Raw genomic sequence first — 24,338 nt, 5'->3', positions numbered from 1 at the left:
CATGGGTTCCATCCGCGTCGCCATCGTCGGCGTCGGCAACTGCGCCAGCTCGCTGGTGCAGGGCGTCGTGTACTACAAGGACGCCGCGCCGGGCACGGACGTCCCCGGCCTCATGCACGTGACGTTCGGCGACTACCACGTCAGCGACGTCGAGTTCGTGGCGGCCTTCGACGTGGACGCCAAGAAGGTCGGCTTCGACCTGTCCGAGGCCATCACCGCCTCGGAGAACAACACGATCAAGATCGCCGACGTGCCGCCGACCGGTGTCACCGTGCAGCGGGGCGTGACCAAGGACGGTCTCGGCAAGTACTACTCGGAGACCATCGAGGAGTCCGACGCCGAGCCGGTCGACATCGTGCAGACGTTGAAGGACAACAAGGTCGACGTGCTCGTGTCCTACCTGCCGGTGGGCTCGGAGCAGGCCGACAAGTTCTATGCGCAGTGCGCGATCGACGCTGGTGTGGCCTTCGTCAACGCGCTGCCGGTCTTCATCGCATCCGACCCGGAGTGGGCGGCGAAGTTCGAGAAGGCGGGCATCCCGATCATCGGGGACGACATCAAGAGCCAGGTCGGCGCCACGATCACCCACCGGGTGATGGCCAAGCTGTTCGAGGACCGCGGCGTGGTGCTCGACCGCACCTACCAGCTCAACGTCGGCGGCAACATGGACTTCAAGAACATGCTCGAGCGCGAGCGGTTGGAGTCCAAGAAGGTCTCCAAGACCCAGAGCGTCACCTCCAACCTGCACGGTCCGCTGGGTGGGAAGAAGAGTGACCGCAACGTCCACATCGGCCCGTCCGACTACGTCGCGTGGCTCGACGACCGCAAGTGGGCCTACGTCCGGCTCGAGGGCCGCGCGTTCGGCGACGTGCCGCTCAACCTGGAGTACAAGCTCGAGGTCTGGGACTCCCCCAACAGCGCCGGCATCATCATCGACGCGATCCGGGCGGCCAAGATCGGCCTCGACCGCGGCATCGGCGGCCCGCTGCTCTCCCCGGCGGCCTACCTGATGAAGTCCCCGCCGGAGCAGCGCCCCGACGACATCGGCCGGGCGCAGGTGGAGGCATTCATCCAGGGCTCCGTCGAGCGCTGACGAAGCGCGACCTCAGGCTCGAGCGCTGAGGCTCCAGCCAGCACAGCGAGCGCAGGTGAGGGGCGGGGCCATCCGGCCCCGCCCCTCACCCATCCTTGGGTGGCGAACGTCAAGCCACGCTGGCGAACTCACCAGAATCCACCCGTATGACGCCTGGTCGCCAATGTTCGCCAGCGTGAGCCGACGCCTCATTGACCATGCTCGCGCTTCTTGGCGGCAGGGTCGCTCCGCTCAATCCTCGCCGTCCGGCGTCGCCGCTCAGGGCAGCCCTGCCGGCACTGGGACCGCCTCACCCCGCTGTTGAGCTGCGAGGCCCCGAAGGCACCAGAGCACGTACTCGGGGCGGTGCATGACCTTCTCCCACGTAAAGCGCAGCACGATCCATCCGCGCACGACCAGGTCGTCGTAGCGTTCGCAGTCCGCGTCATGCTCGGACCGCCCGGCATGGAACTCGTAGCTGTCCGCCTCCAGGACCACCCGCGTCCGACGATCTCCGAGGTCGACCATCGCGAAGAAGCCCGGTTGAGCGATCTGGAGCTGTGGCGTGAACCGAAAGTGCGGGACCTCCAGGGCGATCGACCGTAGGACCGACTCGAAGGGGTTCGCCGCCCGATGATCGGCGGTCGTCGCAACCTTGCGCGCTTTGGCGGAACCACGTCCACGAAGCTCGCTGGCTTCCTGGACGAGGACCCGCTTGCGAACAAGTCCGGAGCGCAGTGCTGAGTCGGCCACCGCGAGGGCGACGTCAAACGGCAGATCCATGGCGCAGTCGAGCACCGTCCGCGTCGGCTCCGTAACGCCGTCGACCACGTCCCGCTCCGCAAGATCCCTCCAGTGCGGTCTCACCTCGCGCTGGTCCTCACTCCTGACCGTTCGGTGGCGTCCCACTGTGACCTGCGCTCGCGACGGCACGAACTTGACCTTCCAGCCCCAGTGCATCGCGGCGCTCAGGTGCGACAACGTGGCCGACATCTGGTGTGCCCGGGCCAGGTGATCGCTCGCGGTCGGCAGGGCATAGCGACCGCGCCGCGTGCGAACGATGCTGCCTGCCCGGACGGCAGCCGCGATCTGCCGATCTGTGGCGACCACCAGGAGCTGCGGCCGGCCGCAGATGCCACCCTCGCGCGCGAGGACCTCGATCAGTTGCACCCCAGCAACTTGCCCGACGGCGGCGAGGTCGCGCAGAAGTTGTCCACATCCCTGGCCCACGCCTCCCTACGCCGACTGGCGGCGCTAGACCGGCACACGGCGTCAAGCCGCGCTGGCAAACCAGGGCGAGCCAGCGCCATACAGGCTCCATCGATCACCTTTGCCAGCGCGGCTTGACGCCTCGGAAGGTGGCAGGCGCAGCGGGGACGGGGTGCCAGCGCGACTTGCGATGTGTCACCCCCCGCGCGCCCGTTGGCGCACGGGTGATCAGTGGAGGTCGGGCGCGGGCTCGGTGGGGCGGCGGCGCAGCAGGCGCCAGGCGGACAGGGCAGCCCCGCCGGCCAGCGCGATGTCGGTGACGATGAAGACCATCCGCGAGACGACTGCGATGCCGAGCGCCTCCCCCGACGCCATCACGCCGGCGAGCGCGCTGACGATGATCGCCTCCCGGACACCGGCCCCCGACGGCGCGACGACGATGACCAGGCCGGCTCCCATCGCGAGGGCGAATCCGCCCAGGCAGCGCAGGAACCCGTCCCACCCCGTCGCTCCAACAGCGTCGGCCAGCAGCCACAGGGAGACTCCGTAGCACAGCCAGGTCGCCAGCAGCCACCCGAACGCCTCGCCCACCCCGCGCCACGACAGCGCACGCGGCAGGGGCGCCCGCCGCAACGCCCGCAGCAGGAGGTTGACGAGGCGGGTCAGCACCCACGGGAGCGAACAGGCCAGCGCAACCGGCACCAGCGCCAGCAGGAACCACGTGTATGACGAGTCCGCCGCGGCCAGCGCCGGGAGCCCGATCACACCGACGGTCAGCGCGCTCGAGATGGTCAGGCCGATCCAGCACAGGGACGCCGTGAAGGTCCGTGCGCGCGGAACTCCGGAGCGAGTGGCGAGCTCCATCTGCACCACGACCGACCAGACGCTGCCGGGGAGGTACTTGCCGAGCTGGCCGACCAGGAAGATGCGGCCCGCATCGACCACCCGGAGGGGGTGTCCCTCGTCGGCGAGCAGCGCCCGCCACGACAGCATCGCGGTCACGCTGCCGACCAGCACGGCGACGGTCGACAGGGCGAGGCCGGAGACCGGGATGGCGCGAATCGCGACACGCACCTCGGCCCACTGCGTCACGATCGCGTAGACAAGGGCCGCGACGACCAGGACCGCCAGCACCGGACGGAGGACCTTGACCAGTCGCGACAGGCTCGGCCTCACCCATCCACCACGTCGACTCGGCACCGCAGCTGCGGCATGTCCCTCCTCGGTGTCCGCGTGTTTGTAGCGTAGTGGCCATGACCCACGCCCCCCACACCGTCGTCATCGGCGGCGGCATCGTCGGTCTGGCCGTGTCCGAGCGGCTGACCCGCGACCACCCCGGTCGGCACGTCACGGTGCTGGAGAAGGAGGACGGGTGGGCGCGGCACCAGACCGGGCGCAACAGCGGGGTGATCCACTCCGGGCTCTACTACGCCCCCGGCTCACGCAAGGCCGTGATGTGCCGGGCGGGTGCGGCGTCGATGGTGCGGTTCGCGCGTGAGGAGAAGATCGCCCACGAGATCTGCGGCAAGCTCGTGGTTGCGGCCTCCGACGACGAGCTGCCCGGGTTGCGGCGGCTCGCCGAGCGGGGTCGGGCCAACGGCATCGAGGTGCACGAGCTCACGCCGCGCCAAGCCAGGGAGCACGAGCCGCACGTGAATGCCGTTGCGGCGCTGCATGTCCCGAGCACCGGAATCATCGACTACAGCGCGGTCTGCCAGGCCCTCGTCACCCGGTTGGAGCAGGCGGGCGCCACCCTCACCCGGGGTGCGGAGGCCCTCGGCGCCACCCGCACCGGCGACCGGCTGCGCCTGGCCACATCCGTCGGCACCCTGGAGGCGGACGCGGTGGTCAACTGCGCGGGGTTGCAGAGCGACCTGGTCGCGCGGCGGCTGGGAGCCGACCCGAGTGCCCGGATCGTGCCGTTCCGCGGTGAGTACTTCGAGCTGCGGCCCGACCGGCGCCACCTCGTCCGGGCGCTCATCTACCCGGTGCCCGACCCGAGCTTCCCGTTCCTCGGCGTGCACCTGACGCGTGGGGTGGACGGCGGGGTCCACGCCGGCCCCAACGCGGTGCTCGCCTTCGCACGCGAGGGCTACGGCTGGCGGCGGATCGTGCCCCGCGAACTGGCGCAGACCCTGGGCTTTCCGGGCTTCTGGCGGCTCGCTGCCCATCACGCACGACCGGGAGCCGCCGAGATGGCCCGGTCGGCGTCGCGTCACCTGTTCGCCGAGAGCCTGCGCCGGCTGGTGCCGGAGGTCCGCGACGACGACCTCGTCCCCGCCACGCCGGGCGTGCGCGCCCAGGCGCTCCGCCGCGACGGATCGCTGGTGGACGACTTCCTCATCGAACGGTCACCCGGCGTGGTCAACGTGCTCAACGCGCCGTCACCCGCAGCAACGAGCGCCTTCGAGATCGCCGACCACGTCGTCGGGCTGCTGCCGGCGGACTGAGCCGGGCACGCGTCATACGAGCCGGTATGCCGGGTGGGCGGTCGCGGGCGGTGCGGATCCTGCAGGCCCGGGGGTGGGTTCCGGTGGACCGGGCTCTGCGGGCCCCGGGGGACCGGGAGGAACCGGCTCGGGTCGGCCGGGCTCGCCTGGACCAGGTGGCGTGGGCGCGGGCGGCGTTGGCTGGGGTGGGCGGGGCTCGCCCGGCCCGGGGGGTGTGGGCGCGGGCGGAGTCGGCTCCGGCGGACCGGGCGGGGTCGGCTCTGGAGGGCGCGGCTCGCCCGGCCCCGGCGTCGGCGGGCCCGGGGGTGCGGGATCGGGCGGTTCGGGGAGGGTGCCGACGGCGCCGCCGGCTCGTCCCTCCTGCTCAGCGAGCCCTTGCACACCGACACCTGGCGCACTCACCCCAGAAGGGTAGCGAGGATCGCGGCTCCACGGCACCCCTCGAGGGTCGCCCGGTGACGTCAGCCTGTGCGCACCGAGACTGGGTGGCGTCGTATCCTACGGAGCCGACGCTCCATAGACCGTCGCACTTCGTCCCAGCGCAGAAAGCAGCCGTGCCATGCCCGTGTTCCGCAAGGACGGACGAAAGATCCTGTTCGTGCACGTGCCGAAGACCGGCGGTTCCACCATCGAGCGGGTCTTCAAGAACAGTGGCTACGTCACGACCTACCTCGACGGCCGGATGGGTCGGGACAACATGAACCACCTCCGCCGGAGCACACCGCAGCACATGGAGGCGGAGCTGCTGCGGATGTTGTTTCGGATCGACCGTTTCGACCTCGTGTTCATGATGGTGCGCGACCCCGTGCGCCGGTTGCAGTCGGAGTACCTGTGGCGCACCCGCCGCAGGGAGGTCGGGGTGGACGGGGCACGCGTGGAGGCGTGGGCACAGCAGAACTTCGCGAAATGCAAGGTCGACCCGCACCTGCACGACAACCACATTCGGCCCCAGGCGGACTTCTACCTGCAGGAGGCCGAGGTGCACTACTTCGAGGACGGCCTCAGCGCCATCGTCGAAAAGCTCGACCAGACCCACGACCTCGGGTTGACGCGCGACGTCCCACGGGTGAGAGAGGGCGCGCACAGCGCCGGTTACTCCAGCAAGGACGTCGAGATCACGCCGTCGCTGCTGACGCAGATCCAGGAGTTCTACCGGGCCGACTACGAGCGGTTCGGCTATACCGCCTGACCGCCGAGCAGCGTCCCGGGGTGGACTCAGTCAGCGACCCCACGCAGACCCTCGAGTGCGCGCGGCACGTCGTTGACCACGACCCCGTCGACCCCCGCCTCGAAGAGGTCTCGCGCGTCCTCGAGGTCGGGGCACCAGCACATGACCTCGAGCCCGGCACGGTGCGCCACGTCCACGGCGTAGTCGTTGGAGACCTGCGGCAGCTTCGGTTCCACGCTCCGGCGCAGGAATGACCCCACCTGGGCGCTGACCACCTCGACGTGGAGCTGCGCCGCCGCCGCGATGGCCTTGCGCAGCGGGAAGGTGAACCACGTCAGAAGGCCCAAGGGCACCTCGGGCGCGCGTTCGCGCACCAGGAGGACGACCGAGGCGTCGAAGGACGAGAGCAGGAACGGCCGCTCCCGCGAGATCTGCCTGGCCAACGGCGCGACCATCGCGGCCGTGGTCTGGTCGGGTGGCCGCAGGGCGTCCTCGAGGCAGCTCTTGACGTCGAGGTTGACGCCGATGTTGTCCGGCAGCTCCTCGAGCAGCTCCTCGATGGTCAGCACCCCGAGCTCGCGCGCCTGCGCCAGGGTGAGCTGTTCGAGGAAGGACCCGTCGTGCAGGCTCGGGTTGTGCCCGACCACCAGCGCGTTGTCGAGGGTGCGGCGCACATCGGTCTCGATCCAGCGCAACCCCTCCTTCACGGCCCCGCGGAACGAGTCGGGTGTGTTTTCCGCGTGGCCGTCGACCACGCCAGCACCGAGCCCGCGATGTCCGAGGATGGTCGGCCGTCCGCCGAAGATGCTCATCACCCTCACGCTAACAAGGACTGGCCCGCGATGTGGGATTCCCCAGGAGGTTCAGGTGAGCGACGCGACATACGCCTGGCACTGCGCATGATCGGGCAGCAGACCCTCGCTCCGTGCCGCCGCGAGGGTGGGCGCTGCGCCGTCCTTGTCCGAGAGGACCGGCTCGAGGCCGTCCGGTAGGCGCAGCCCGATCTCCGGGTCGAGGGGGTGTATGCCGTGTTCGCGCCCGGGGTTGTATGTGGCCGTGCACAGGTACATCACCGTGGAGTCGTCCTCCAGGGCACAGATCGCGTGGCCGAGACCCTCGGAGAGGTAGATGGCCCGGCGGTCCCTGGTGTCGAGCAGCACCGAGTCCCACTCCCCGAACGTGGGGGAGCCGACCCTGATGTCGATGACGAAGTCGATGAACGACCCCGACAGTGCCGTGACGTACTTGGCCTGCGAGGGCGGGACATCCGCGAAGTGGATGCCGCGCACCGTCCCGCGCGACGACACCGAGACGTTGGTCTGGATGATGTCCGGGCGGTGGCCGATCACCTCGGCGAGGCGGTCGCCGCGGAAGGACTCGAGGAACACGCCCCGCCCGTCGGGGAACTGCCTCGGGGTGATCTCGTGGGCACCCTCGATGCGCAGCGGTCGGATGTCCATCACGGCACCTCCGTGTCGCCCAGGAGGCTCAGCATGTAGGTGCCGTAGCCGCTCTTGACCAAAGACCGGCCCAGAGCAGCGAACTCGTCGTCGTCCAGCCAGTGGTTGCGCCAGGCGATCTCCTCCACACAACCGATCTTCTGGCCCTGCCTGGCCTCGACGACGGCCACGAACTGGCTCGCGTCCAACAGGCCCTGGAAGGTGCCGGTGTCGAACCAGGCCGTGCCCCGGGGCAGGGTCGTGACGGTCAGGGTGCCCTGCTCCAGGTAGGCCTGGTTGACGCCGGTGATCTCCAGCTCGCCGCGCTCGCTCGGCTTCAGGTTGCGCGCGATCTCGACCACCGAGTTGTCGTAGAAGTAGAGCCCCGGCACGGCATAGCGCGACTTCGGCCGCGCGGGCTTCTCCTCGATCGACCGCACCGTGCCGTCGAGGTCGAACTCCACGACGCCGTAGGCGCGCGGCTCGGAGACGTGCTGGGCGAAGATGTGACCGCCCCTTACGTCGGTGTTGGCGCGGAGCGAGGTGCCGAGGCCGGGACCGTGGAAGATGTTGTCTCCCAGGACCAGCGCGACAGTGTCGTCGCCGATGAACTCCGCGCCGATGATGAAGGCCTGCGCCAGCCCGTCCGGGCTCGGCTGGATGGCATACTCCAGGCTCATCCCCCACGTCGAGCCGTCGCCGAGCAGCTGCCGGAACGCAGCCGAGTCGTGGGGCGTCGTGATGACCAGCACCTCGCGGACGCCGGCCATCATGAGTGTCGACAGCGGGTAGTAGACCATCGGCTTGTCATAGACCGGCATCAGCTGCTTGCTGATCGCCTTGGTGATCGGGTGCAGGCGCGTGCCGGAGCCCCCTGCCAGGATGATGCCCTTCATGGGTGCGACCCTATCGGCCGGTTGGCTGACGACCCGGGTGATCCGAACGGGTCGACTAGCCTCGCTCCCATGAAGGTCCTCGTCACCGGCGCGGCCGGGTTCATCGGCAGCAACTTCGTCATTCGGTCCCGGCAGGTGCGACCCGACTGGCAGCTCACCGTGCTCGACGCGATGACGTATGCCGCGAACCTCTCCTCGTTGGACCCGGTCATCGACGACATCGATGTGGTGAAGGGCTCGGTCAGCGACCCCGCCGTGGTGGACGAGCTGGTGGCCGCGCACGACCTGGTCGTCCACTTCGCCGCGGACTCGCACAACGACAACTCGCTCGAGGACCCGTGGCCCTTCATCGAGACCAACATCGTCGGCACCTACCAACTGATCCAGGCGGTGCGACGGCACGACAAGCGGATCCACCACGTCTCCACCGACGAGGTCTACGGCGACCTCGCCCTCGACGACCCGGCCCGGTTCACCGAGGAGACGCCGGTCAACCCGTCGAGCCCCTACTCCGCGTCCAAGGCCAGCGCCGACCTGCTGGTCCGTGCCTGGATCCGCTCGTTCGGCCTCCAGGCGACCCTGTCCAACTGCTCCAACAACTACGGCCCCCGCCAGCACGTGGAGAAGTTCATCCCCCGGCAGATCACAGGCATCCTCGACGGCGTCAAGCCGAAGCTGTATGGCGAGGGCACCAACGTGCGTGACTGGATCCACGTCGACGACCACAACGACGCCGTGATCGCCATCCTCGAGCAGGGACGGCTCGGCGAAACCTATCTGATCGGCGCCGACGGCGAGATGAACAACCGCGACATGATTGCGCTCATCCTCGAGCTCATGGACAAGCCCGCCGACTGGTTCGACCACGTCCCGGACCGCCCCGGCCACGACCTGCGCTATGCCATCGACTCCACCAAGCTCCGCCGCGAGACCGATTGGCAACCCACCCACCCGGACGTCCGTTCTGGGCTCGAGGACACCATCGCCTGGTACCGCGACAACCAGGACTGGTGGCGCACGGCCAAGGTGGTCGCCGAGGCGCGCTACGAACGGCTGGGCCGCTGATGAGCTGGCTGGTCACCGGTGCCGGCGGCATGCTCGGGCAGGACGTCGTGGCTGCCGCCCGGTCCGCCGGGCACGATGTCACCGCGGCCGCCCGCCTCGACCTCGACGTCACCGACCCGGACGCCTGCCTGGCTGAGGTGTCCTCGCACGACGTCGTGGTCAACACCGCCGCCTGGACCGCGGTGGACGACGCGGAGAGCCACGAACCGGACGCCTTCGCCATCAACGCGATCGGGGCCGGCAACCTCGCCCGCGCGTGCGAGCGCGCCGGAGCCAGGCTCGTGCAGGTCTCCACCGACTACGTCTTCGCCGGAGACGCCACCAGCCCGTATGCCGAGGACGCGCCTCTGGCTCCACGCTCCGCCTACGGACGGACGAAGGCCGCCGGGGAGTGGGCCGTGCGGGCGCTGTGCCCCGACTCACTGGTGGTCCGCACCGCCTGGCTCTACGGCGAGCACGGTGGCAACTTCGTCAAGACGATGGCCCGGCTCGCCGGCGATCATGACACCCTCGACGTCGTGGACGACCAGGAAGGGCAACCCACCTGGACCGTCGACGTGGCGGACGCGATCCTGCGGCTCGTCGAGGCGGAGGCACCCCCCGGCGCCTACCACGCGACGTCCTCCGGATCGACCACGTGGTTCGAGTTCACCCGCGCGATCTTCACCGGCCTCGGTCTCGACCCCGACCGGGTCCGCCCCACCACCACCGCCGCCTTCCCGCGTCCGGCGCCGCGACCGGCATACAGCGTGCTGGGCCACGACGCCTGGCAACGCGTCGGTCGGGCGCCCGTCCGCGACTGGCGCGACGCGCTGACGGAAGCGCTCCCGCGCGTCGTGCCCACGTGAGTGCCGAGGCGGGACGCGGATGACAGAATGCCCGGCGTGAACACGGCCGACGGCAACACTGTCCAGCTGGCGCCGTCCGCCGGCGAGCTCGACGACCTCGAGCTGCTGACGACCGGGGCCCTCGCCCCGCTCCGCGGATTCGGGACACCGGAGACGGGCGTGATCCTCACCACGTCCCGCGACCTGGCCTCGACGCTGTCGCGCGGCACGACCGTCGAGCTGGTCGATCCCGAAGGGGTGCCGCTCGCCTCCCTCGAGATCCAGGACACCTTCGAGGAGGACGCAGCCACCGTCGGCCTCGTCGGAGCGGTGCGGGGACTCACCCGTCGTGAGGGGCGGGTCTTCGACCACCTCTACCTTGCCCCTGAGCAGCTCCGGACGGGGCTCCCGCCCGAGACCATCACGGTGCCCAGCGCGCGGCCGTTGACCGAGCAGGACATCGACCACATCACCGGGGCCGCAGCCGGGCGGCCGGTGCTGCTGCTCGCGCTGGTCGGCGAGGGGCGCCCCGAGGGTCTGTCCGCCACCGGCCTGATCCGGGCCAGTCTCGCGGCCGCCGGCCTGATCGGGAACGCGCGCGTCGTCGCGGTGCCACTCGCCCGGCGTGACCGGGCGGGGGGCGACGGCGCGGTGCAGGACCGCGTCGTCCGGGCCTACGCCCCGGCCGAGGTCCTCGAGACGGTCGGTGAGGGACCCCTGCCGGCCACGATCGAGGCGGTGGTGCGGTCCGACCGCCCGACCGGCACCGCCCGCGGGATGGTGCTGTTCTTCACCGGGCTGTCCGGCAGCGGCAAGTCGACCGTGGCCCGGGGCGTGCGCGACCGGCTCGTCGCCGAGGGCCACCGCACCGTGACGCTGCTCGATGGTGACGTCGTGCGGCGCAACCTGTCGGCGGGCCTGACGTTCTCGCGGGAGGACCGCGAGACCAACATCCGCCGGATCGGGTGGGTCGCCGCGGAGATCGCCCGCCACGGAGGCGCGGCCATCTGCAGCCCGATCGCCCCGTTCGCCTCCACCCGGGCCGCCGTGCGTCGGATGGTCGATGCGACCGGTGGCGCCTTCGTCCTCGTCCACGTCGCCACGCCACTGCAGGAGTGCGAGCGGCGGGACCGCAAGGGCCTCTACGCGAAGGCGCGGCGGGGCGACATACCGGACTTCACCGGTATCTCCTCGCCCTACGAGGAGCCCGATGATGCCGACCTGCGGGTCGACACCACCGGGCGGACGGTCGACGAGGTGGTCGATGACGTGCTCGGGCTGCTGGCTGAAGACGGCCTGGTCGACCTCGACGCCGACCCGACCGAGAGCCCGGCGGGCCGGGGTGGGCGATGAGTGACCTGCTGACCACGACCGCGCTCTCGCTGCTGGTGGTCAGCTTCCTGGTCGGCATCGTCATCGGGCTGACGGGGATGGGCGGTGGTGCCCTGATGACCCCGGCGCTGATCCTGCTCGGCGTGCCGCCCTCGGCTGCCGTGGCCAACGACCTCGTCTCGGCCGCGTTCAACAAGAGCGTCGGGGCCGCGGTGCACTGGAAGGGTGGCTCACCTCATCTGAAGCTGGCCGCCTGGTTGATCGCCGGCTCGGTACCGACAGCCTTCGCCGGCGCGTTCATCATCAAGGCCGTGGCGGCCGGCGAGGCACAGGAGCAGTTCATCAAGCTCGCCATCGGCGTCACCCTGCTGATCACGGCATCGACCTACGCCCTGCGGATGTACCTGCAGATGGTGAAGAACCTGCACGAGGGCGGCGAGCACGCCGGCCGGCCGGAGCCTCCGGTCAAGCCGCTCCCCACCTTCCTGATCGGGGCCACCGGCGGGCTGCTGGTGGGCCTGACCTCGGTCGGCTCGGGATCACTCATCATGGTGGCGCTCGTGCTGCTCTATCCCCGCATGTCGCCGCGGCGCCTGGTCGGGACGGATCTGGTGCAGGCCATCCCGTTGGTCGTGTCGGCGGCCATCAGCCACGTCATCGTCTCGGGGGTCGACTGGGCGGTGCTCATCCCGTTGATCGTCGGGGGGATGCCCGGCACCTTCCTCGGCGCCAAGCTGGCCAGCTGGGTCTCCCAGTCGGTGATCCGGCGAGGCATCGTGATGGTGCTGTCCCTGACCGGACTCTCGATGCTGCAGGTCCCGCCGGAGTGGGTGGGCATGATCGGTGCCGGCATGTTGATCCTCGGTCCGGTCATCTGGGGCGGCGTTCGCAAGCTGCACGGTCTCGCACCCTTCGAGTCGCTCCCGGTCGCGGCCCCGTCCCACGACGAGCCGACTTCCCCGACTCGTCCGTCGGAGCGAACCTGAGCGTGTGTAGAGTTGCGGCCATCCACGAGGAGGGAACCACCTGACGATGGCTGTGCACACTGACTACCGGATGAGCCAGCTCGACGAGCTCGAGTCGGAGTCGATCCACATCTTCCGCGAGGTGGCGGCGGAGTTCCGCAAGCCGGTGCTGCTCTTTTCCGGCGGCAAGGACTCGATCGTCATGCTGCGCTTGGCGGAGAAGGCCTTCTACCCGGCGCGCGTCCCCTTCCCGGTGATGCAGGTCGACACCGGCTTCGACTTCCCCGAGGTCATCGAGACCCGTGACCGATGGGTCTACCGCCTAGGCGTGCGCATGATCATCGCCTCGGTCGACGATGCCATCGCGAACGGTGTCGTCGTCGACGACGGCAAGACGAGCCGCAACCGCCTGCAGATCGGCACCCTGCTGGACGCGATCGAGCGTGAAGGCTTCACGGCCGCGTTCGGTGGCGGACGCCGCGACGAGGAGAAGGCCCGGGCGAAGGAGCGCGTCTACTCCCACCGCGACGACTTCGGCCAGTGGGACCCCAAGAACCAGCGCCCCGAGCTGTGGAACCTCTACAACGGCAAGCTGCACGAGGGCGAGCACATGCGGGTCTTCCCGCTGTCCAACTGGACCGAGCTCGACATCTGGCACTACATCGGCCGCGAGGGCATCGAGGTGCCGTCCATCTACTTCGCCCACGAGCGCGAGGTCATCGCCCGCGACGGCATGTTGCTGTCCGCCTCCGACGCGGTGCAGCCCAAGAAGGGTGAGTCGATCACCAAGGAGATGGTGCGCTTCCGCACCGTCGGTGACATGACCCTGACCGGCTGCGTGAAGTCGGAGGCCGCGACCGTCGACGAGATCATCGACGAGATCGCGGTCGCCACGGTCACCGAGCGGGGTGCCACCCGCGGCGACGACCGCTTCTCCGAGGCCGCAATGGAAGACCGCAAGCGAGAGGGCTACTTCTAAACCATGGATCTGCTCCGTTTTGCCACAGCCGGGTCGGTCGACGACGGCAAGTCCACCCTCATCGGGCGCCTGCTGCTCGACTCGAAGGCGATCTTCGAGGACCAGATGAGTGCGGTCGAGACGACCAGCAAGTCGCGCGGCTACGACTACACCGACCTGGCGCTGCTCACCGACGGACTCCGGTCCGAGCGGGAGCAGGGAATCACGATCGACGTGGCCTACCGCTACTTCGCCACCCCCAAGCGCAAGTTCATCATCGCCGACACGCCCGGGCACATCCAGTACACCCGCAACATGGTGACCGGTGCGTCCACGGCGGACCTGGGCCTGGTGCTCGTCGACGCGCGCAACGGCCTGACCGAGCAGTCCCGTCGCCACGCGGTGCTGCTGTCGCTCCTACGCGTCCCCCACCTGGTCCTCGCGGTGAACAAGATGGACCTCGTCGACTACGACGAGGACGTCTTCAACAAGATCGCCAAGGAGTTCGGCTCGTTCGCGACCAAGCTGGCGATCCCCGACCTGACCATCATCCCGATGTCCGCGCTCAAGGGTGACAACGTGGTCACCCGCTCCGAGAACATGCCCTGGTATGCCGGCACGTCGCTGATCCACCACCTCGAGAACGTCCACGTGGCCTCCGACCGCGACATGATCGACTCGCGCTTCCCGGTGCAGTACGTCATCCGGCCCAAGTCGGACGAGTTCCACGACTACCGCGGGTATGCCGGGCAGGTCGCCGGAGGCGTGCTCAAGCCTGGTGACGAGGTGCAGGTCCTCCCCAGCGGGATGACGAGCAGGATCAAGGCCATCGACGTCTTCGACAAGGAGGTCTCCGAGGCCTATCCGCCCATGTCGGTCACCGTCCGGCTCGAGGACGACCTCGACGTCTCCCGCGGCGACATGATCTGCCGGCCGAAGAACTCCCCCACGCCCAGCCAGAACATCGACGCGATGGTCTGCTGGATGACCAACGAGCCCCTGCGACCGCGGCAGAAGCTGGCGATCAAGCACACGACCCGCACGGGGAAGGTCTTGATCAAGAGCATCCAGTACCGCCTGGACATCAACACGCTCCACCGCGACATGGAGACCGGCGAGCTGGGCCTCAACGAGATCGGTCGGGTCCAGTTCCGCAGCGCGGTCCCGCTGCTGTGCGATCCTTACGACAAGAACCGCACCACCGGTGCGTTCATCCTGATCGACGAGGCCACCGGGAACACCGTCGGCGCCGGCATGATCAACGACGCCAACTGAATCGCTCGCCACGACTCCCCTCCGCAAGAGGAACGCGCGGGGGCCTGGCTAGCGCCGATATGCCTTCAGCGCTCTCCTGGCGACACGGCGTCCCCGACGCACGGTCTTGCCGCCCAGTGCCCTCGCGGCTGTCAGGAGGTCTCCCGCCTTCGGGACGGTGCGCGGCGCCGCGGCTGGCACCGGCGCGGCGACCGGCGGTTCGGGCACCCGCTCTGCCTCCTCGACCGCCTTGCGCCGGGCCTCCTCCTCCTGAGCCTTCTTGTGTTCGGCTGCCACCAGCTTGCGCGTCTGACGCCGGGCCACCCGGACCGCCCCGTTGATGTCGTCGGCGGCCACGGCCATGCACTCGGCGTGAGACTTGGCGTAACGCTCCGTCACCTCGTCGAGCCGTGCCACGGCTGTCGGGTCCTGCAGGGTGGGGTCGGATCCGTCGGCGAGCGCCAGCCACGTCTCCTCACCCTGATCCCGCAGCCAGGTGGGTAGATCGAGGTCATCCCACGTCGCCTTGACACGGTAGAGCGCAGGGTCGATGAAGTCATCGATCGGGTGGTGCTCACCGCCGGTGATCGAGCCGTCATACGGCAGGTCCAGGGTGTCCTGGACCATGCGCATCGTGGTCCGCCAGTCCTGGATGAGCTCCGAGTACTGCACGAACGCCCGGCGATGGGGACGCGAGGTGCGCTCGTTTGCCAACGTGGCGTTGATCCACCCGGCCAGGTGCGTCGTGCCCTGTGCTGCCCTCCGCGCCGGATCCTGGTCCTTCATGTAATGGGTCAGCCGGCTGTCCACCGACTCGGCGGGATGCCGCAGCATGGTGATGAATCGCAGGTCCGCGCCGGCGGACTGCGCGGCATCCACCCACAAGTCACGAAACCAGAAGGCTCGAGGGTCTTTGATCACCAGTCGTGGGTGCACGAAGGCCTCATCGACCCAGGCCTTGAGCTCCGCGCGGATCCTGGGGCGGGCGCCGACCTCGGTCGCCTTGTCCAGCGCCTCCGGTCGCGCATCCATCAGGAAGACGTCGGCGGCAGCCAACAACCTGGCGTGGAAGTTGACCACCCACCGGGGTTCGAAGTGCCCACGGGGATTTGCCTGGTTGCCCTGGACCTCAGGCAGGGGCACGTGGAAGCCGAGCTGCTTGAGCGCGCCCGCAACCGAACTGGTGCCGCTGCGCCCAGCTCCCGTGACGATGACCATGGTGCGGCGGTCGCCACCACCGGGCGTGTCATTGGACATCAATTCCTCCGTCCCTGGGCCGGGCCCGCGCGGAGGCGCGGCCGGACAGAACTGGTGAGCATGCTTGCCTTGCCGTTGAACCGGCCGTCATCGCAGGGTCCTGGTGAACAGTTGCTCCCACGAGTCCAGGACGGTGTCCGGATGGTACCTCCTGGCGGAACGCACGCCGGACGTCGCCATCGTGGACCGGAGCCCCTCGTGAGTCATCAACTCACGGAGACGCTCTGCGAGCTCGTCCACCGAGTTCTTCGGGACGACGAACCCGTCGATGTTGTCGGAGACGATCTCCCGGACCCCGGGTGAGGAGTCATAGGTCACGCTCGGAACTCGCATCGACATCGCCTCCGCCAGCACCATGGGCAACCCCTCGTACTGCGAGCTGAGCACGTGCAGCTTCGCTCGGGAGAGGACACGGCCGACGTCAGCGGTGGGGCCCATCAAGCGCGCGGAGGCGCCGATCCGGAGGTCGTCGATGAGGTCCTGGAGGTCAGCGCGGTCCGGACCGCCGCCGTAGAGCTCGAAGCGCCACTCAGGGAACTCCGGGGCGATGGTGGCCCACGCGCGCAGCGCGTGGTCGATGGTCTTGGGCTTGTGGTAGCGGGCCAGCGAGACCAGCAGGTTCTCGCGCGGCCCTCCCGGGTGCTCGTCGAAACGAGGCAACGGGTTCGGAATCGCCGTCGTGTTGTTGAAGTCCTGCTGCTGGAACAAGCGGGCGTCCGTGTCCGTGAGGAGGACGAACTTGTCGATGTCACGGTAACGACGAAACAGCCTGCGGTAGTCGCCCGTCGTGTGAGCTGCGGCATACGAGCTGTGGTACTGCCCGATGAGCCGAGTACCGGCCGCCATGACGTCTGCGAGGCCCAGGTCGGCAAGGTGTTCCATGACCCACACCTGCATGCAGATCACGATGCCCTCGGTGTAGTGCCCCAGCGTCTTCTGGAGGCTCTCGACCGCCTCCTGGCGGCGCTGCTCCCGCTTCTGCCGCCAGGCGATCATGGCCGGGCCCCTCTTCGCTCCCCCGGGGGCGGGATCGTCCATCTCGTCGGACAGGAACCCGGTGTGGTAGGGCCGCCCGGCCAACGAGACACGCTCGCCGGCGGTCGGCCTGATCCCCATGAGCGAGACGTCGTAACCTCGACGGCTGAATCCCCTGGCGAGTTCGTCCGCCACGCGCTCCACTCCGCCGACCCCGTCGATGTGGTTGGACATCAGGAGCAGTGGTGGCTTGCTCGGCACGATCAGTCCCTCCCCAGGAGGGCGAGCGCAGCGCGCCGCGAGGCCATCCCGTCCTCGCGGCCGCAATAGCGGTCGATGAACTTCTCGAGGTCCTGGTCATATCGGTGCTGGTCGGCCAAGGCGTCACGCACTGCGTGGACCAGCTCGTCCGTCGTCTGCACGAAGGGACCGGGGCCAACGTCCTTGAGGTCGAAGTAGACCCCTCTCTTGCCGAGGTACTCCTCGTAGTCGTAGGTGTAGTAGACGATCGGTTTGCGCAGCAAGGCGTAGTCGAACATCACGGACGAGTAGTCGGTGACCAGGACGTCGGCCGCGACGTAGAGATCGTTGACGTCCTCGACTCCGGAGACGTCGAGGACGCTCGTGCGCACGCCGCCGGGCACATGGATCCGGTTGAGGTAGTGAGGTCGCAGCAGCAGCACCCAGTCAGGGCCCAGGCCTTCGACGAACTGTCGGATGTTGAAGGGCAGGCTGATCGGCCGACGGTTCTGGTCCGTCCGGAAGGTGGGCGCGTAGAGCACCACCTTCTTGTCTGTCGGGATGTCGAGCCGGCGCAGGACGTCGGTGCGGTCGATGGCCCCGGTGACCAGCGGATCATTCCGGGGGGTGCCGTAGCGCACCAGCTCACCGCGGAACTGGAACGCGGGGACGAAGACGTCCTCGAAGTAGGGGCACGGCACCACGAGCTGGTCCCACGCGCCCACTCCCCGGTCGCCGCTGGCCGCCTCTGCGGTCAGCTGAGCCGAGTCACCGACGTCGATCCCCATCTTCTTCAGGGGTATGCCGTGCCAGGTCTGGAGATAGCGCTGGCCCGCTCGCTTGCGGAAGTAGCCCGGGAAGGTCTGGTTGTCCACGAGGAAGCTCGCCCGTGCCAACGCCAACAGGTAGTGGTAGGTCCCACGCTGGACCACTCGGTCCCCCGGAGAGGGCGCCCGGTGGCCACGCGGCAGGACCCAGGTGCGCTGCAGGTCGGGGCGGATCTCGCGCAGCGCCTCGCCGACGTACTTGGGGCTGTCACCGTGAATGGTGCCGAGGTGCGCCTCCAGCACCACGCTGCGGGGGTCCAGCGGCAGCCGCCGCATCGCGTCGTAGATCGGGGAGCGCAGTCGCGCGGAGTCGACCCGCTTCCAACGCTGGACGACCTTCTTGCGCAGGAAGGGCTTCAGCCGCCGTTCCAGCCTGCGCCCGATGCGCAGCCGGACCCAGCCGCGCAGCACGGTGCGCAGGGCGAACCGGCCGTTCCAGGTGCGGTAGGCCTGCAGTCGGTCGGAGAAGACCCGACCACCCGGGCCACGCACCGGCGCCGAGACCTCCGCGTCGCCGCAGCGCCACTGGACGACCTGTCGCAGCGGTGCCGCGTCGTCGATCCGGACCTCGACGCAGAGGTCCCACAGCACCCGGTGGTCGATCCTGAACACCTGGGAGTCCAGCGGCAGCTCCGCGCTCCACTCGACCCATTCGCCGCGTTCCCCCTCCGCCGAACACGTGGCCATGGCCACCTGCACGGCCTCGGACGGCGCGTCCCGCCGCACGAGCGAGAGCGACAGCGTCCAGTCATCGCCGGCGGCCAGCTTCCCGAGTCCGTCGAACGTCATACCGCGCACGCGCAGCCCTCTGCTGGACCGGCGCACCTCCCGGACCTCGTGCAGCATGTCGAAGGACGCCGCCGGGGCCCGGACGAGCGTGCTACCGGTGACGTCCGCGAGGGCGTTCTCCCAGGAGTCGGGAGCCAAACGTGGGTCCGGGCCGGGGGGCCCCTGGGCGCTGGACCAGAACCAGCGGTCACCGTGCCGGGAGATGCGGCCGCCGAGGACGTTCTGCCGGTCGAAGAGCATGGCTCCCCGGACGCCGTCAGCATCGTGGCGCAGCGCCATGGCGCACGCCACGCGCAGGCCGGTGGGCAGCTCGTCGTAGCGGTCCCGGGGGATCGACCGCAGGTAGGGGTCGGCGAGGTCCAGCACCTCGTGGGTCACGGCGGGGTCGCCCCCGATGGAGTCCTCGAGGTAGAGCCGCAGGTCGTGGGTCAGGAACTTCAGGTCCTTGACCCGGCGCAGGTCCTCGTTGACGTTGGCCCGGGCGAACGCGTCGATCCGCCGGTTGGCCTCCAGGCGGTGGCGGAAGTTGTCGATCCGGTGCCGGTTGCGGGTGATGGACTGCTGGCCGTGGGACGGATAGATCCGCCAGATGTAGACCGTCTCGGGGATGATCGCGATGGAGGTCGCGCAGCTGTACGCCTGATAGGTGAACAACTGGTCCTCGTAGTGGATGTCCACCGGAAACCGGAGCTCGTGCTCATCGAGGAAGCTGCGGCGGTAGAGCTTGTTCACCGAGATCGTGTCGGAGATGAGCTGCGGGGACTCCTGCAGGCCGCCGACGACCCGTCGCTCCCGGAAGAGCTCGGGATACCACTGCGTCGCGCTCTTGGTGTCCATGTTCTGTCGACGCGCCAGGCCCATGGCGAAGTCCGCGCCGGTGTCCTCGATCGCCTCGAGGAGGTTCTTGCAGGCATGCGTCTCATAGCGGTCGTCGCTGTCGAGGAACATGACGTAGGGGGCTCGCGCCACCTGGATGCCGGCGTTGCGCGGTGCGCCGCAACCACCGCTGTTCTCCGGGAGTCGCGTGTAGCGCACCCGAGAGTCCCGGCTCATCAACTGGCGGGCAACCTCCGGCGTGCCGTCGGTCGAGCAGTCGTCGGCGATGATCACCTCGAGGCTGCGCAGGGTCTGACGAAGCACGGAGTCCACCGCAACCGGGAGCCGCTCGGCATCGTTGTAGACGATCACCACGACACTGACTGCGGGGCTGGCTTCCCCCGACTCACTCATCCGACCTCCGCTGGTTGGTCTGCCAGCACGACACTGTACTTGCTCGGTCCCCTCATCCGACGGAGGCAAGAAGGCCCGCCGGGAACGCGCTCCCAGTGAGTTAATCTGCGGGCGTGTCCCCAGTCACGCTCGCTCTCCGCAGAGTGGCCAAGGCCTGGCCCATCGAGTGGCGCGCCTACTGGCGCACCCGTCCGGTCCAGCCTGACACCGTCCTCTACGAGGCCTACTCGGGCAGCGGCGTCCTGTGCAATCCCGAGGCCATCTTCCGGGCGCTGCTCGCCGACCCGGAGCAGCAGCACCTGAATCATGTGTGGGCGGTGTCACATCCGCGAGCACACCGCGAAGCGTTGCGTGAGCTTGCTGCCCACCCGCGCGTGCGTTTCGTCCGGCACGGCTCCCTGGCCTACCACCGTGTGCTCGCCACGGCCGGCTACCTGATCAACAACGCCACCTTTCCGGCAGAGTTCGCGAAGCGACCCGGTCAGGTCTACGTCAACACCTGGCACGGCACGCCGCTCAAGCGGATGGGGTATGACGCACTCGACCGGGTGGGCACGCGCAACATCATCCGCAACCTGGCCAGCGCCGACTTCGTGCTCTCCGGCAGTCGCTTCATGACCGAGCAGCTCTACGAGTCGGCGTTTCGGCTGCACAACGTGTTCGAGGGACAGGTGATCGAGGAGGGGACGCCCAGGACCGACCTGCAGGAGCCGGCCGAGGCGGTTGCTCCCAGCGCGCGCCGCGAGCTGAGGGATGCGGGGTTGGATCTGGCCGAGGGCGAGCACGTGGTCCTCTACGCCCCGACCTGGCACGGCGAGTCCTTCCTGCGGCCCCAGGACGACGTGGCCAGCCTGCGGCGGCGCGTCCAGGAGATCCAGGCCGGCCTGCCGCCCGGGCACCGGGTCCTGCTCAAGGTGCACCAGCAGGTCCACCGGCACGCTGCCGGCCTGGCCGGCTTCCGCGACGTCCTCGTGCCGAACGACATCCCGACCAACCGCGTGCTGGCCTGCACCGACGTGCTGGTCACCGACTACTCCAGCATCTTCTTCGACTTCCTTTCCACCGGCCGACCCATCGTCTTCCACACGCCCGACCTGGACGACTACACCGAAGGCCGCGGCCTCTATCTGCCGCTCGAGGAGTGGCCCGGCCCGGTGACCCGATCCACGCGCGAGCTCACCGAGGCGATCCGCCTCCTGGGCAGCGGAGAAGGCAACGACCCGCAGGTGACGCACGCCTCGGCCTACCACAAGGCGGCGGAACGATTCGCGTCACGCGACGACGGGCGGGTGAGCGAGCGCGTGGTCGACGTCGTCTTCGGTGGTGGAGCAGCAAGGCACCACGTCACGCGGATCCGGCACGACAGCCGCCCGAAGATCTTGATGTACCTCGGCGGCCTGCGTCCCAACGGCATCACCGCCTCCGCGGTGAACCTCCTGCGGCTGCTCGACCCTGAGCGGGTGGACGTCTCCGTCTTCTACAGCCACCAGCCGACGGCCGAGCAGAGGCAGACCGCAGAGCTTCTGCCGATGTCCGTCCGCCTCTTCCCGAGTGTCGGGTCCATGACCAGCAGCAAACGCGACCGCCGCCACCGGGTGAGCCTGCTGCGGCGCGGAATCCAGGCGCCGGGCCTTGACCTGTCCGTGGCGCAACGGATGTTCCAGGAGGAGTGGCGGCGTTGTTTCGGCGAGATCCGCTTCGACCACATCATCGACTTCAGCGGCTATGCACCGGTCTGGGCCTACCTGTCCCTGCAGGGGCCCGCCAAGAGCCACTCGATCTGGCTGCACAGTGACATGAGGTCTGACCAGGCACGGGAGGTGGGGGGCGCGAGGCCACACGCCGAGAACCTTGGCGCGGTGACCTCCCTCTACGGCTCGTTCGACCACCTGGTGTCGGTCTCGGAGTTGCTGAACGAGGTCAACCGACGCAACCTGAGTGGCATGGCCGCACCCGAGAAGTTCACCTGGGTGCCCAACGTCATCGATGCCGACCGGATCAGGCGCCTTGCGTCGGAGGCGGTGGAGGACCGCCCAGGCCTTGCCGGCGCGCAAGACCGGATCTTCGTGAGCGTCGGGAGGCTGTCGCCGGAGAAGAACCACGTGAGGCTCATCCGGGCGTTCCAGCAGGTCCACCAGGATCACCCGGAGGCGCGTCTCCTGATCGTCGGCGACGGGCCGCTTCGTGCTCAGCTGGCCGCTCTGGTCGACGAGCTCGGGCTGAGCTCCAGCGTCGCCTTCACCGGCAGGGTCGACAATCCCTACGCCATGATGCACACCGCGTGCGCTCTCATCGTCTCCAGCGACTACGAGGGCCACTCCGTGGTCACTCTCGAAGCCAGGGTCCTGGACCTCCCGGTGGTGAGCACCGATTACCCCTCCGTCCGCGGGGTCCTCCCCGAAGGCGTGGGGGTGGTCGTTCCGCCCAGCGCCGACGGAGTGGCCGAAGGGATGCGACGTGCTCTCGAGGGCACGGTCCCTCACCCATCCTTCGACGCGGACCAGCACAACAGCGACGCCCTCGACCGCTTCCGCACGGTCATCTGCGGCGTCACCGAGGCGCGCAAACATGACTGATCCCAAGACCGCACGAAGGCTGGTCATCGTCACTGGCGCCGGCCGCAGCGGCACCAGCATGGTGGCCGGCGCCCTCACGCGGCTCGGCTACACCGTGCCGCCGCCAGTCATGGGCGCCACCGAGGCCAATCCGCGGGGACACTACGAGCCGCTCTGGGTGATCAACTTCCACAAGCGTCATCTGCGCCGTGCGAGCGTCAACACGATGGACTCCCGTCCCGACGCGCCGTCGCTCGTCGACAAGGTCTGCAAGGGGCGCAGGCCCCAGGCCACGCTGACGACCTGGCTCGAGAAGGCGTTCGAGCAGCCGCACCTCGTCATCAAGGACCCCCGCGCCTTCTGGTTCCGTGATCTGTGGGTAGGGGCAGCGCGTTCCGTCGGCGTCGAGCCCACCTTCTTGACCATGCTCCGTCACCCCGCCGAGGTCGTCGGCAGCCGCACCACCTACTACGGCGGCAAGAACGCGCGACAACGAGCCGACCGTGAGATCAGCCTGGTCGCAGGATGGTTCAATGCCACCACCGTCAACGAGCACACCTCGCGCGGCCATCGCCGGACCTTTGCCCTGTATGACGAGTTGCTCACCGACTGGCGTGGCACGCTCCTTCGCATCTCGGACACCCTCGACCTCGGTCTCGACGAGCGCGTTCTCCGCAGCACCGAGCCGCACGCGGTCGACGACTTCATCGACCCCGGCCTGCACCGGATACGGGCCGACTGGACGAACGTGTCCGCCCCTCAACAGCTGGTCGACCTGGCCGAGGGGGCCTGGCAGATCCTGGCCGGGCACGCGTCGGGGTCCACTGACCTCGATGCAGCCGCGCTGACCGAGCTGGACCGGCTGCGAGCCACCTACGGCACGATGTACAAGGACGCGGTCGCGCTCTCCCATGACGAGATCCAGCGTCGGGTCCGGGCTGCCGAAAGGCGTATCCGCAAGGAGATCGAGGCCGGGGAGGTCTCCACACCGGGACAGGGCCGTGCCACCTCCGCCGCGGAGGAGACCGGGCTCGGGTCGCTCGGGCGGGGAGTTGTCAGAGCGACGCGCGCCGAGGTCGCGGCGTGGCGGCGCTCCCGTCGTCGGTGACCACTTCTCGCGATGTACGCTGCATCGACGCAGGACGGGTCACGTCCTCGGAGGGAGACAGCCTGATGCCAGACGAGAAGGACGATACCGTCCTGCAGGCGGGCGACGCTGGCTACTGGGACGCGTACTACGCGCGCGCGAGTGGACCGGGCCTGCCCTCGCAGTTCGCCACCTTCGTGGCGGGCGAGCTGGACCGACATCACCGCATCGTCGAGTTCGGCTGTGGAAACGGTCGGGACGCCATGTTCTTCGCTGCCCAGGGGCACCAGGTCGTGGGGATCGACGCCGCCGAACCAGCGATCAAGCGCTGTCACGAGAACGCCCAGTCCCTCGGGCACGATGCCGACTTCGTCGCGGCACGCATCGACGACCCCGAGCTCGCCGACAAGGTCCCGCCGGCCGACGGGGCGACCGTCGTCTACGCGCGCTTCTTCCTGCACGCCATCACCGAGCAGGAGGAACGGGCTTTCTTCCGTTGTGCCCGCGCCCTGACGAAGCCCGGCGACCTCATGGCGGTCGAATTCCGCACCACGCGCGACCGGACGGGCGAGAAGGTGACCGAGCGACACTTCCGCCGGTTCCTCGAACCTGTCACCTTCCAGCTTGACGCGTTCGAGCACGGATTCCGGACCACCTACTCGGTCGAGGGATTCGGGTTCGCGAAGTACAAGCAGGACGACGCCCACGTGGCCCGTTGCCTCCTCGTGCGCCAAGGCTGAGCC

20 protein-coding genes are annotated in these 24,338 nt (G+C 69.0%); 12 read left to right on the top strand and 8 right to left on the bottom strand.

The annotated features are described in order from the left end of the window. Position 1: 1 nt before the first annotated feature. The gene (locus FCN22_RS00600; protein ID WP_137119591.1) at positions 2 to 1,093 is read left to right on the top strand and encodes an inositol-3-phosphate synthase; all 1,092 of its coding nucleotides are present in this window, start codon (positions 2 to 4) and stop codon (positions 1,091 to 1,093) included. A 258-nt stretch (positions 1,094 to 1,351) separates the two neighbouring features. Here FCN22_RS00600 and FCN22_RS00595 read toward each other — a convergent pair whose 3' ends face one another. Beyond that, positions 1,352 to 2,242, bottom strand: a complete 891-nt coding sequence (locus tag FCN22_RS00595) for a DUF559 domain-containing protein (protein WP_137119590.1) — start codon at positions 2,240 to 2,242, stop codon at positions 1,352 to 1,354. 267 nt (positions 2,243 to 2,509) lie between these two features. Continuing rightward, the gene (locus FCN22_RS00590) at positions 2,510 to 3,457 is read right to left on the bottom strand and encodes a lysylphosphatidylglycerol synthase transmembrane domain-containing protein (protein WP_162308088.1); all 948 of its coding nucleotides are present in this window, start codon (positions 3,455 to 3,457) and stop codon (positions 2,510 to 2,512) included. 77 nt (positions 3,458 to 3,534) lie between these two features. On the opposite strand from FCN22_RS00590, the gene lhgD reads away from it, so the two are divergent. Together lhgD and FCN22_RS00575 are read left to right on the top strand one after the other, a co-directional pair. Then, the gene (gene lhgD / locus FCN22_RS00585; RefSeq protein ID WP_137119588.1) at positions 3,535 to 4,731 is read left to right on the top strand and encodes an L-2-hydroxyglutarate dehydrogenase; all 1,197 of its coding nucleotides are present in this window, start codon (positions 3,535 to 3,537) and stop codon (positions 4,729 to 4,731) included. 559 nt (positions 4,732 to 5,290) lie between these two features. Then, entirely contained in the window at positions 5,291 to 5,920 is a 630-nt protein-coding gene (locus tag FCN22_RS00575; RefSeq protein ID WP_137119586.1) for a sulfotransferase family 2 domain-containing protein, read from the top strand. Between the two features lie 26 nt (positions 5,921 to 5,946). Here the strand turns inward: FCN22_RS00575 and FCN22_RS00570 are convergent, their stop codons facing one another. The 3 genes from FCN22_RS00570 to rfbA are packed head-to-tail and all read right to left on the bottom strand — an operon-like array spanning position 5,947 to position 8,234. Continuing rightward, positions 5,947 to 6,711: a glycerophosphodiester phosphodiesterase gene (locus FCN22_RS00570; protein ID WP_137119585.1), complete on the bottom strand. Its 765-nt coding sequence runs from the start codon at positions 6,709 to 6,711 to the stop codon at positions 5,947 to 5,949. A gap of 51 nt (positions 6,712 to 6,762) precedes the next feature. Continuing rightward, on the bottom strand, positions 6,763 to 7,359 hold the full coding sequence (locus tag FCN22_RS00565; RefSeq protein ID WP_137119584.1) for a dTDP-4-dehydrorhamnose 3,5-epimerase family protein: 597 nt from the start codon (positions 7,357 to 7,359) through the stop codon (positions 6,763 to 6,765). Beyond that, positions 7,359 to 8,234: a glucose-1-phosphate thymidylyltransferase RfbA gene (rfbA, locus tag FCN22_RS00560; RefSeq protein ID WP_137119583.1), complete on the bottom strand. Its 876-nt coding sequence runs from the start codon at positions 8,232 to 8,234 to the stop codon at positions 7,359 to 7,361. The genes FCN22_RS00565 and rfbA overlap by 1 nt, the downstream gene beginning before the upstream one ends. 69 nt (positions 8,235 to 8,303) lie before the next feature. Between rfbA and rfbB the strand changes: the two genes are divergently transcribed. Genes rfbB through FCN22_RS00530 form a run of 6 tightly spaced genes read left to right on the top strand, consistent with a single transcriptional unit; the run spans position 8,304 to position 14,656 of the window. Next, positions 8,304 to 9,299, top strand: coding sequence for a dTDP-glucose 4,6-dehydratase (gene rfbB, locus FCN22_RS00555; RefSeq protein WP_137119582.1), 996 nt, complete (start codon positions 8,304 to 8,306; stop codon positions 9,297 to 9,299). Further along, positions 9,299 to 10,147, top strand: a complete 849-nt coding sequence (rfbD, locus tag FCN22_RS00550; protein ID WP_137119581.1) for a dTDP-4-dehydrorhamnose reductase — start codon at positions 9,299 to 9,301, stop codon at positions 10,145 to 10,147. Before rfbB ends, rfbD begins: the two co-directional genes overlap by 1 nt. A gap of 36 nt (positions 10,148 to 10,183) precedes the next feature. Beyond that, positions 10,184 to 11,479, top strand: a complete 1,296-nt coding sequence (gene cysC / locus FCN22_RS00545; protein ID WP_238384429.1) for an adenylyl-sulfate kinase — start codon at positions 10,184 to 10,186, stop codon at positions 11,477 to 11,479. Continuing rightward, positions 11,476 to 12,444: a sulfite exporter TauE/SafE family protein gene (locus FCN22_RS00540; protein WP_137119579.1), complete on the top strand. Its 969-nt coding sequence runs from the start codon at positions 11,476 to 11,478 to the stop codon at positions 12,442 to 12,444. The genes cysC and FCN22_RS00540 overlap by 4 nt, the downstream gene beginning before the upstream one ends. 46 nt (positions 12,445 to 12,490) lie before the next feature. Continuing rightward, positions 12,491 to 13,402 (top strand): sulfate adenylyltransferase subunit CysD, encoded by a 912-nt coding sequence (cysD, locus tag FCN22_RS00535; RefSeq protein ID WP_137119578.1) that lies wholly within the window; start codon positions 12,491 to 12,493, stop codon positions 13,400 to 13,402. Positions 13,403 to 13,405: 3 nt separating this feature from the next. After that, entirely contained in the window at positions 13,406 to 14,656 is a 1,251-nt protein-coding gene (locus FCN22_RS00530; protein ID WP_137119577.1) for a sulfate adenylyltransferase subunit 1, read from the top strand. A 48-nt stretch (positions 14,657 to 14,704) separates the two neighbouring features. Here the strand turns inward: FCN22_RS00530 and FCN22_RS00525 are convergent, their stop codons facing one another. From FCN22_RS00525 to FCN22_RS00515, 3 genes are all read right to left on the bottom strand, one after another. After that, a complete protein-coding gene (locus tag FCN22_RS00525) occupies positions 14,705 to 15,892 on the bottom strand; it encodes a sulfotransferase family protein (RefSeq protein ID WP_137119576.1) in 1,188 nt (395 codons plus the stop codon). Positions 15,893 to 15,979: 87 nt separating this feature from the next. Next, positions 15,980 to 17,128 (bottom strand): glycosyltransferase, encoded by a 1,149-nt coding sequence (locus FCN22_RS00520; RefSeq protein ID WP_137119575.1) that lies wholly within the window; start codon positions 17,126 to 17,128, stop codon positions 15,980 to 15,982. A gap of 2 nt (positions 17,129 to 17,130) precedes the next feature. After that, on the bottom strand, positions 17,131 to 19,953 hold the full coding sequence (locus FCN22_RS00515; RefSeq protein ID WP_137119574.1) for a bifunctional glycosyltransferase/CDP-glycerol:glycerophosphate glycerophosphotransferase: 2,823 nt from the start codon (positions 19,951 to 19,953) through the stop codon (positions 17,131 to 17,133). 113 nt (positions 19,954 to 20,066) lie between these two features. Between FCN22_RS00515 and FCN22_RS00510 the strand changes: the two genes are divergently transcribed. From FCN22_RS00510 to FCN22_RS00500, 3 genes are all read left to right on the top strand, one after another. Continuing rightward, entirely contained in the window at positions 20,067 to 22,529 is a 2,463-nt protein-coding gene (locus FCN22_RS00510) for a glycosyltransferase (RefSeq protein WP_137119573.1), read from the top strand. Next, complete coding sequence (locus FCN22_RS00505; protein ID WP_137119572.1) at positions 22,522 to 23,616, top strand: sulfotransferase family protein; 1,095 nt, start codon at positions 22,522 to 22,524, stop codon at positions 23,614 to 23,616. The genes FCN22_RS00510 and FCN22_RS00505 overlap by 8 nt, the downstream gene beginning before the upstream one ends. A 65-nt stretch (positions 23,617 to 23,681) precedes the next feature. Next, positions 23,682 to 24,335, top strand: coding sequence for a class I SAM-dependent methyltransferase (locus tag FCN22_RS00500; RefSeq protein WP_137119571.1), 654 nt, complete (start codon positions 23,682 to 23,684; stop codon positions 24,333 to 24,335). Positions 24,336 to 24,338: the final 3 nt, after the last annotated feature.

Source organism: Segeticoccus rhizosphaerae, from assembly GCF_005222685.1.
Lineage (GTDB): Bacteria > Actinomycetota > Actinomycetes > Actinomycetales > Dermatophilaceae > Segeticoccus > Segeticoccus rhizosphaerae.
This window is presented reverse-complemented; position numbering and strand designations above follow the sequence as displayed.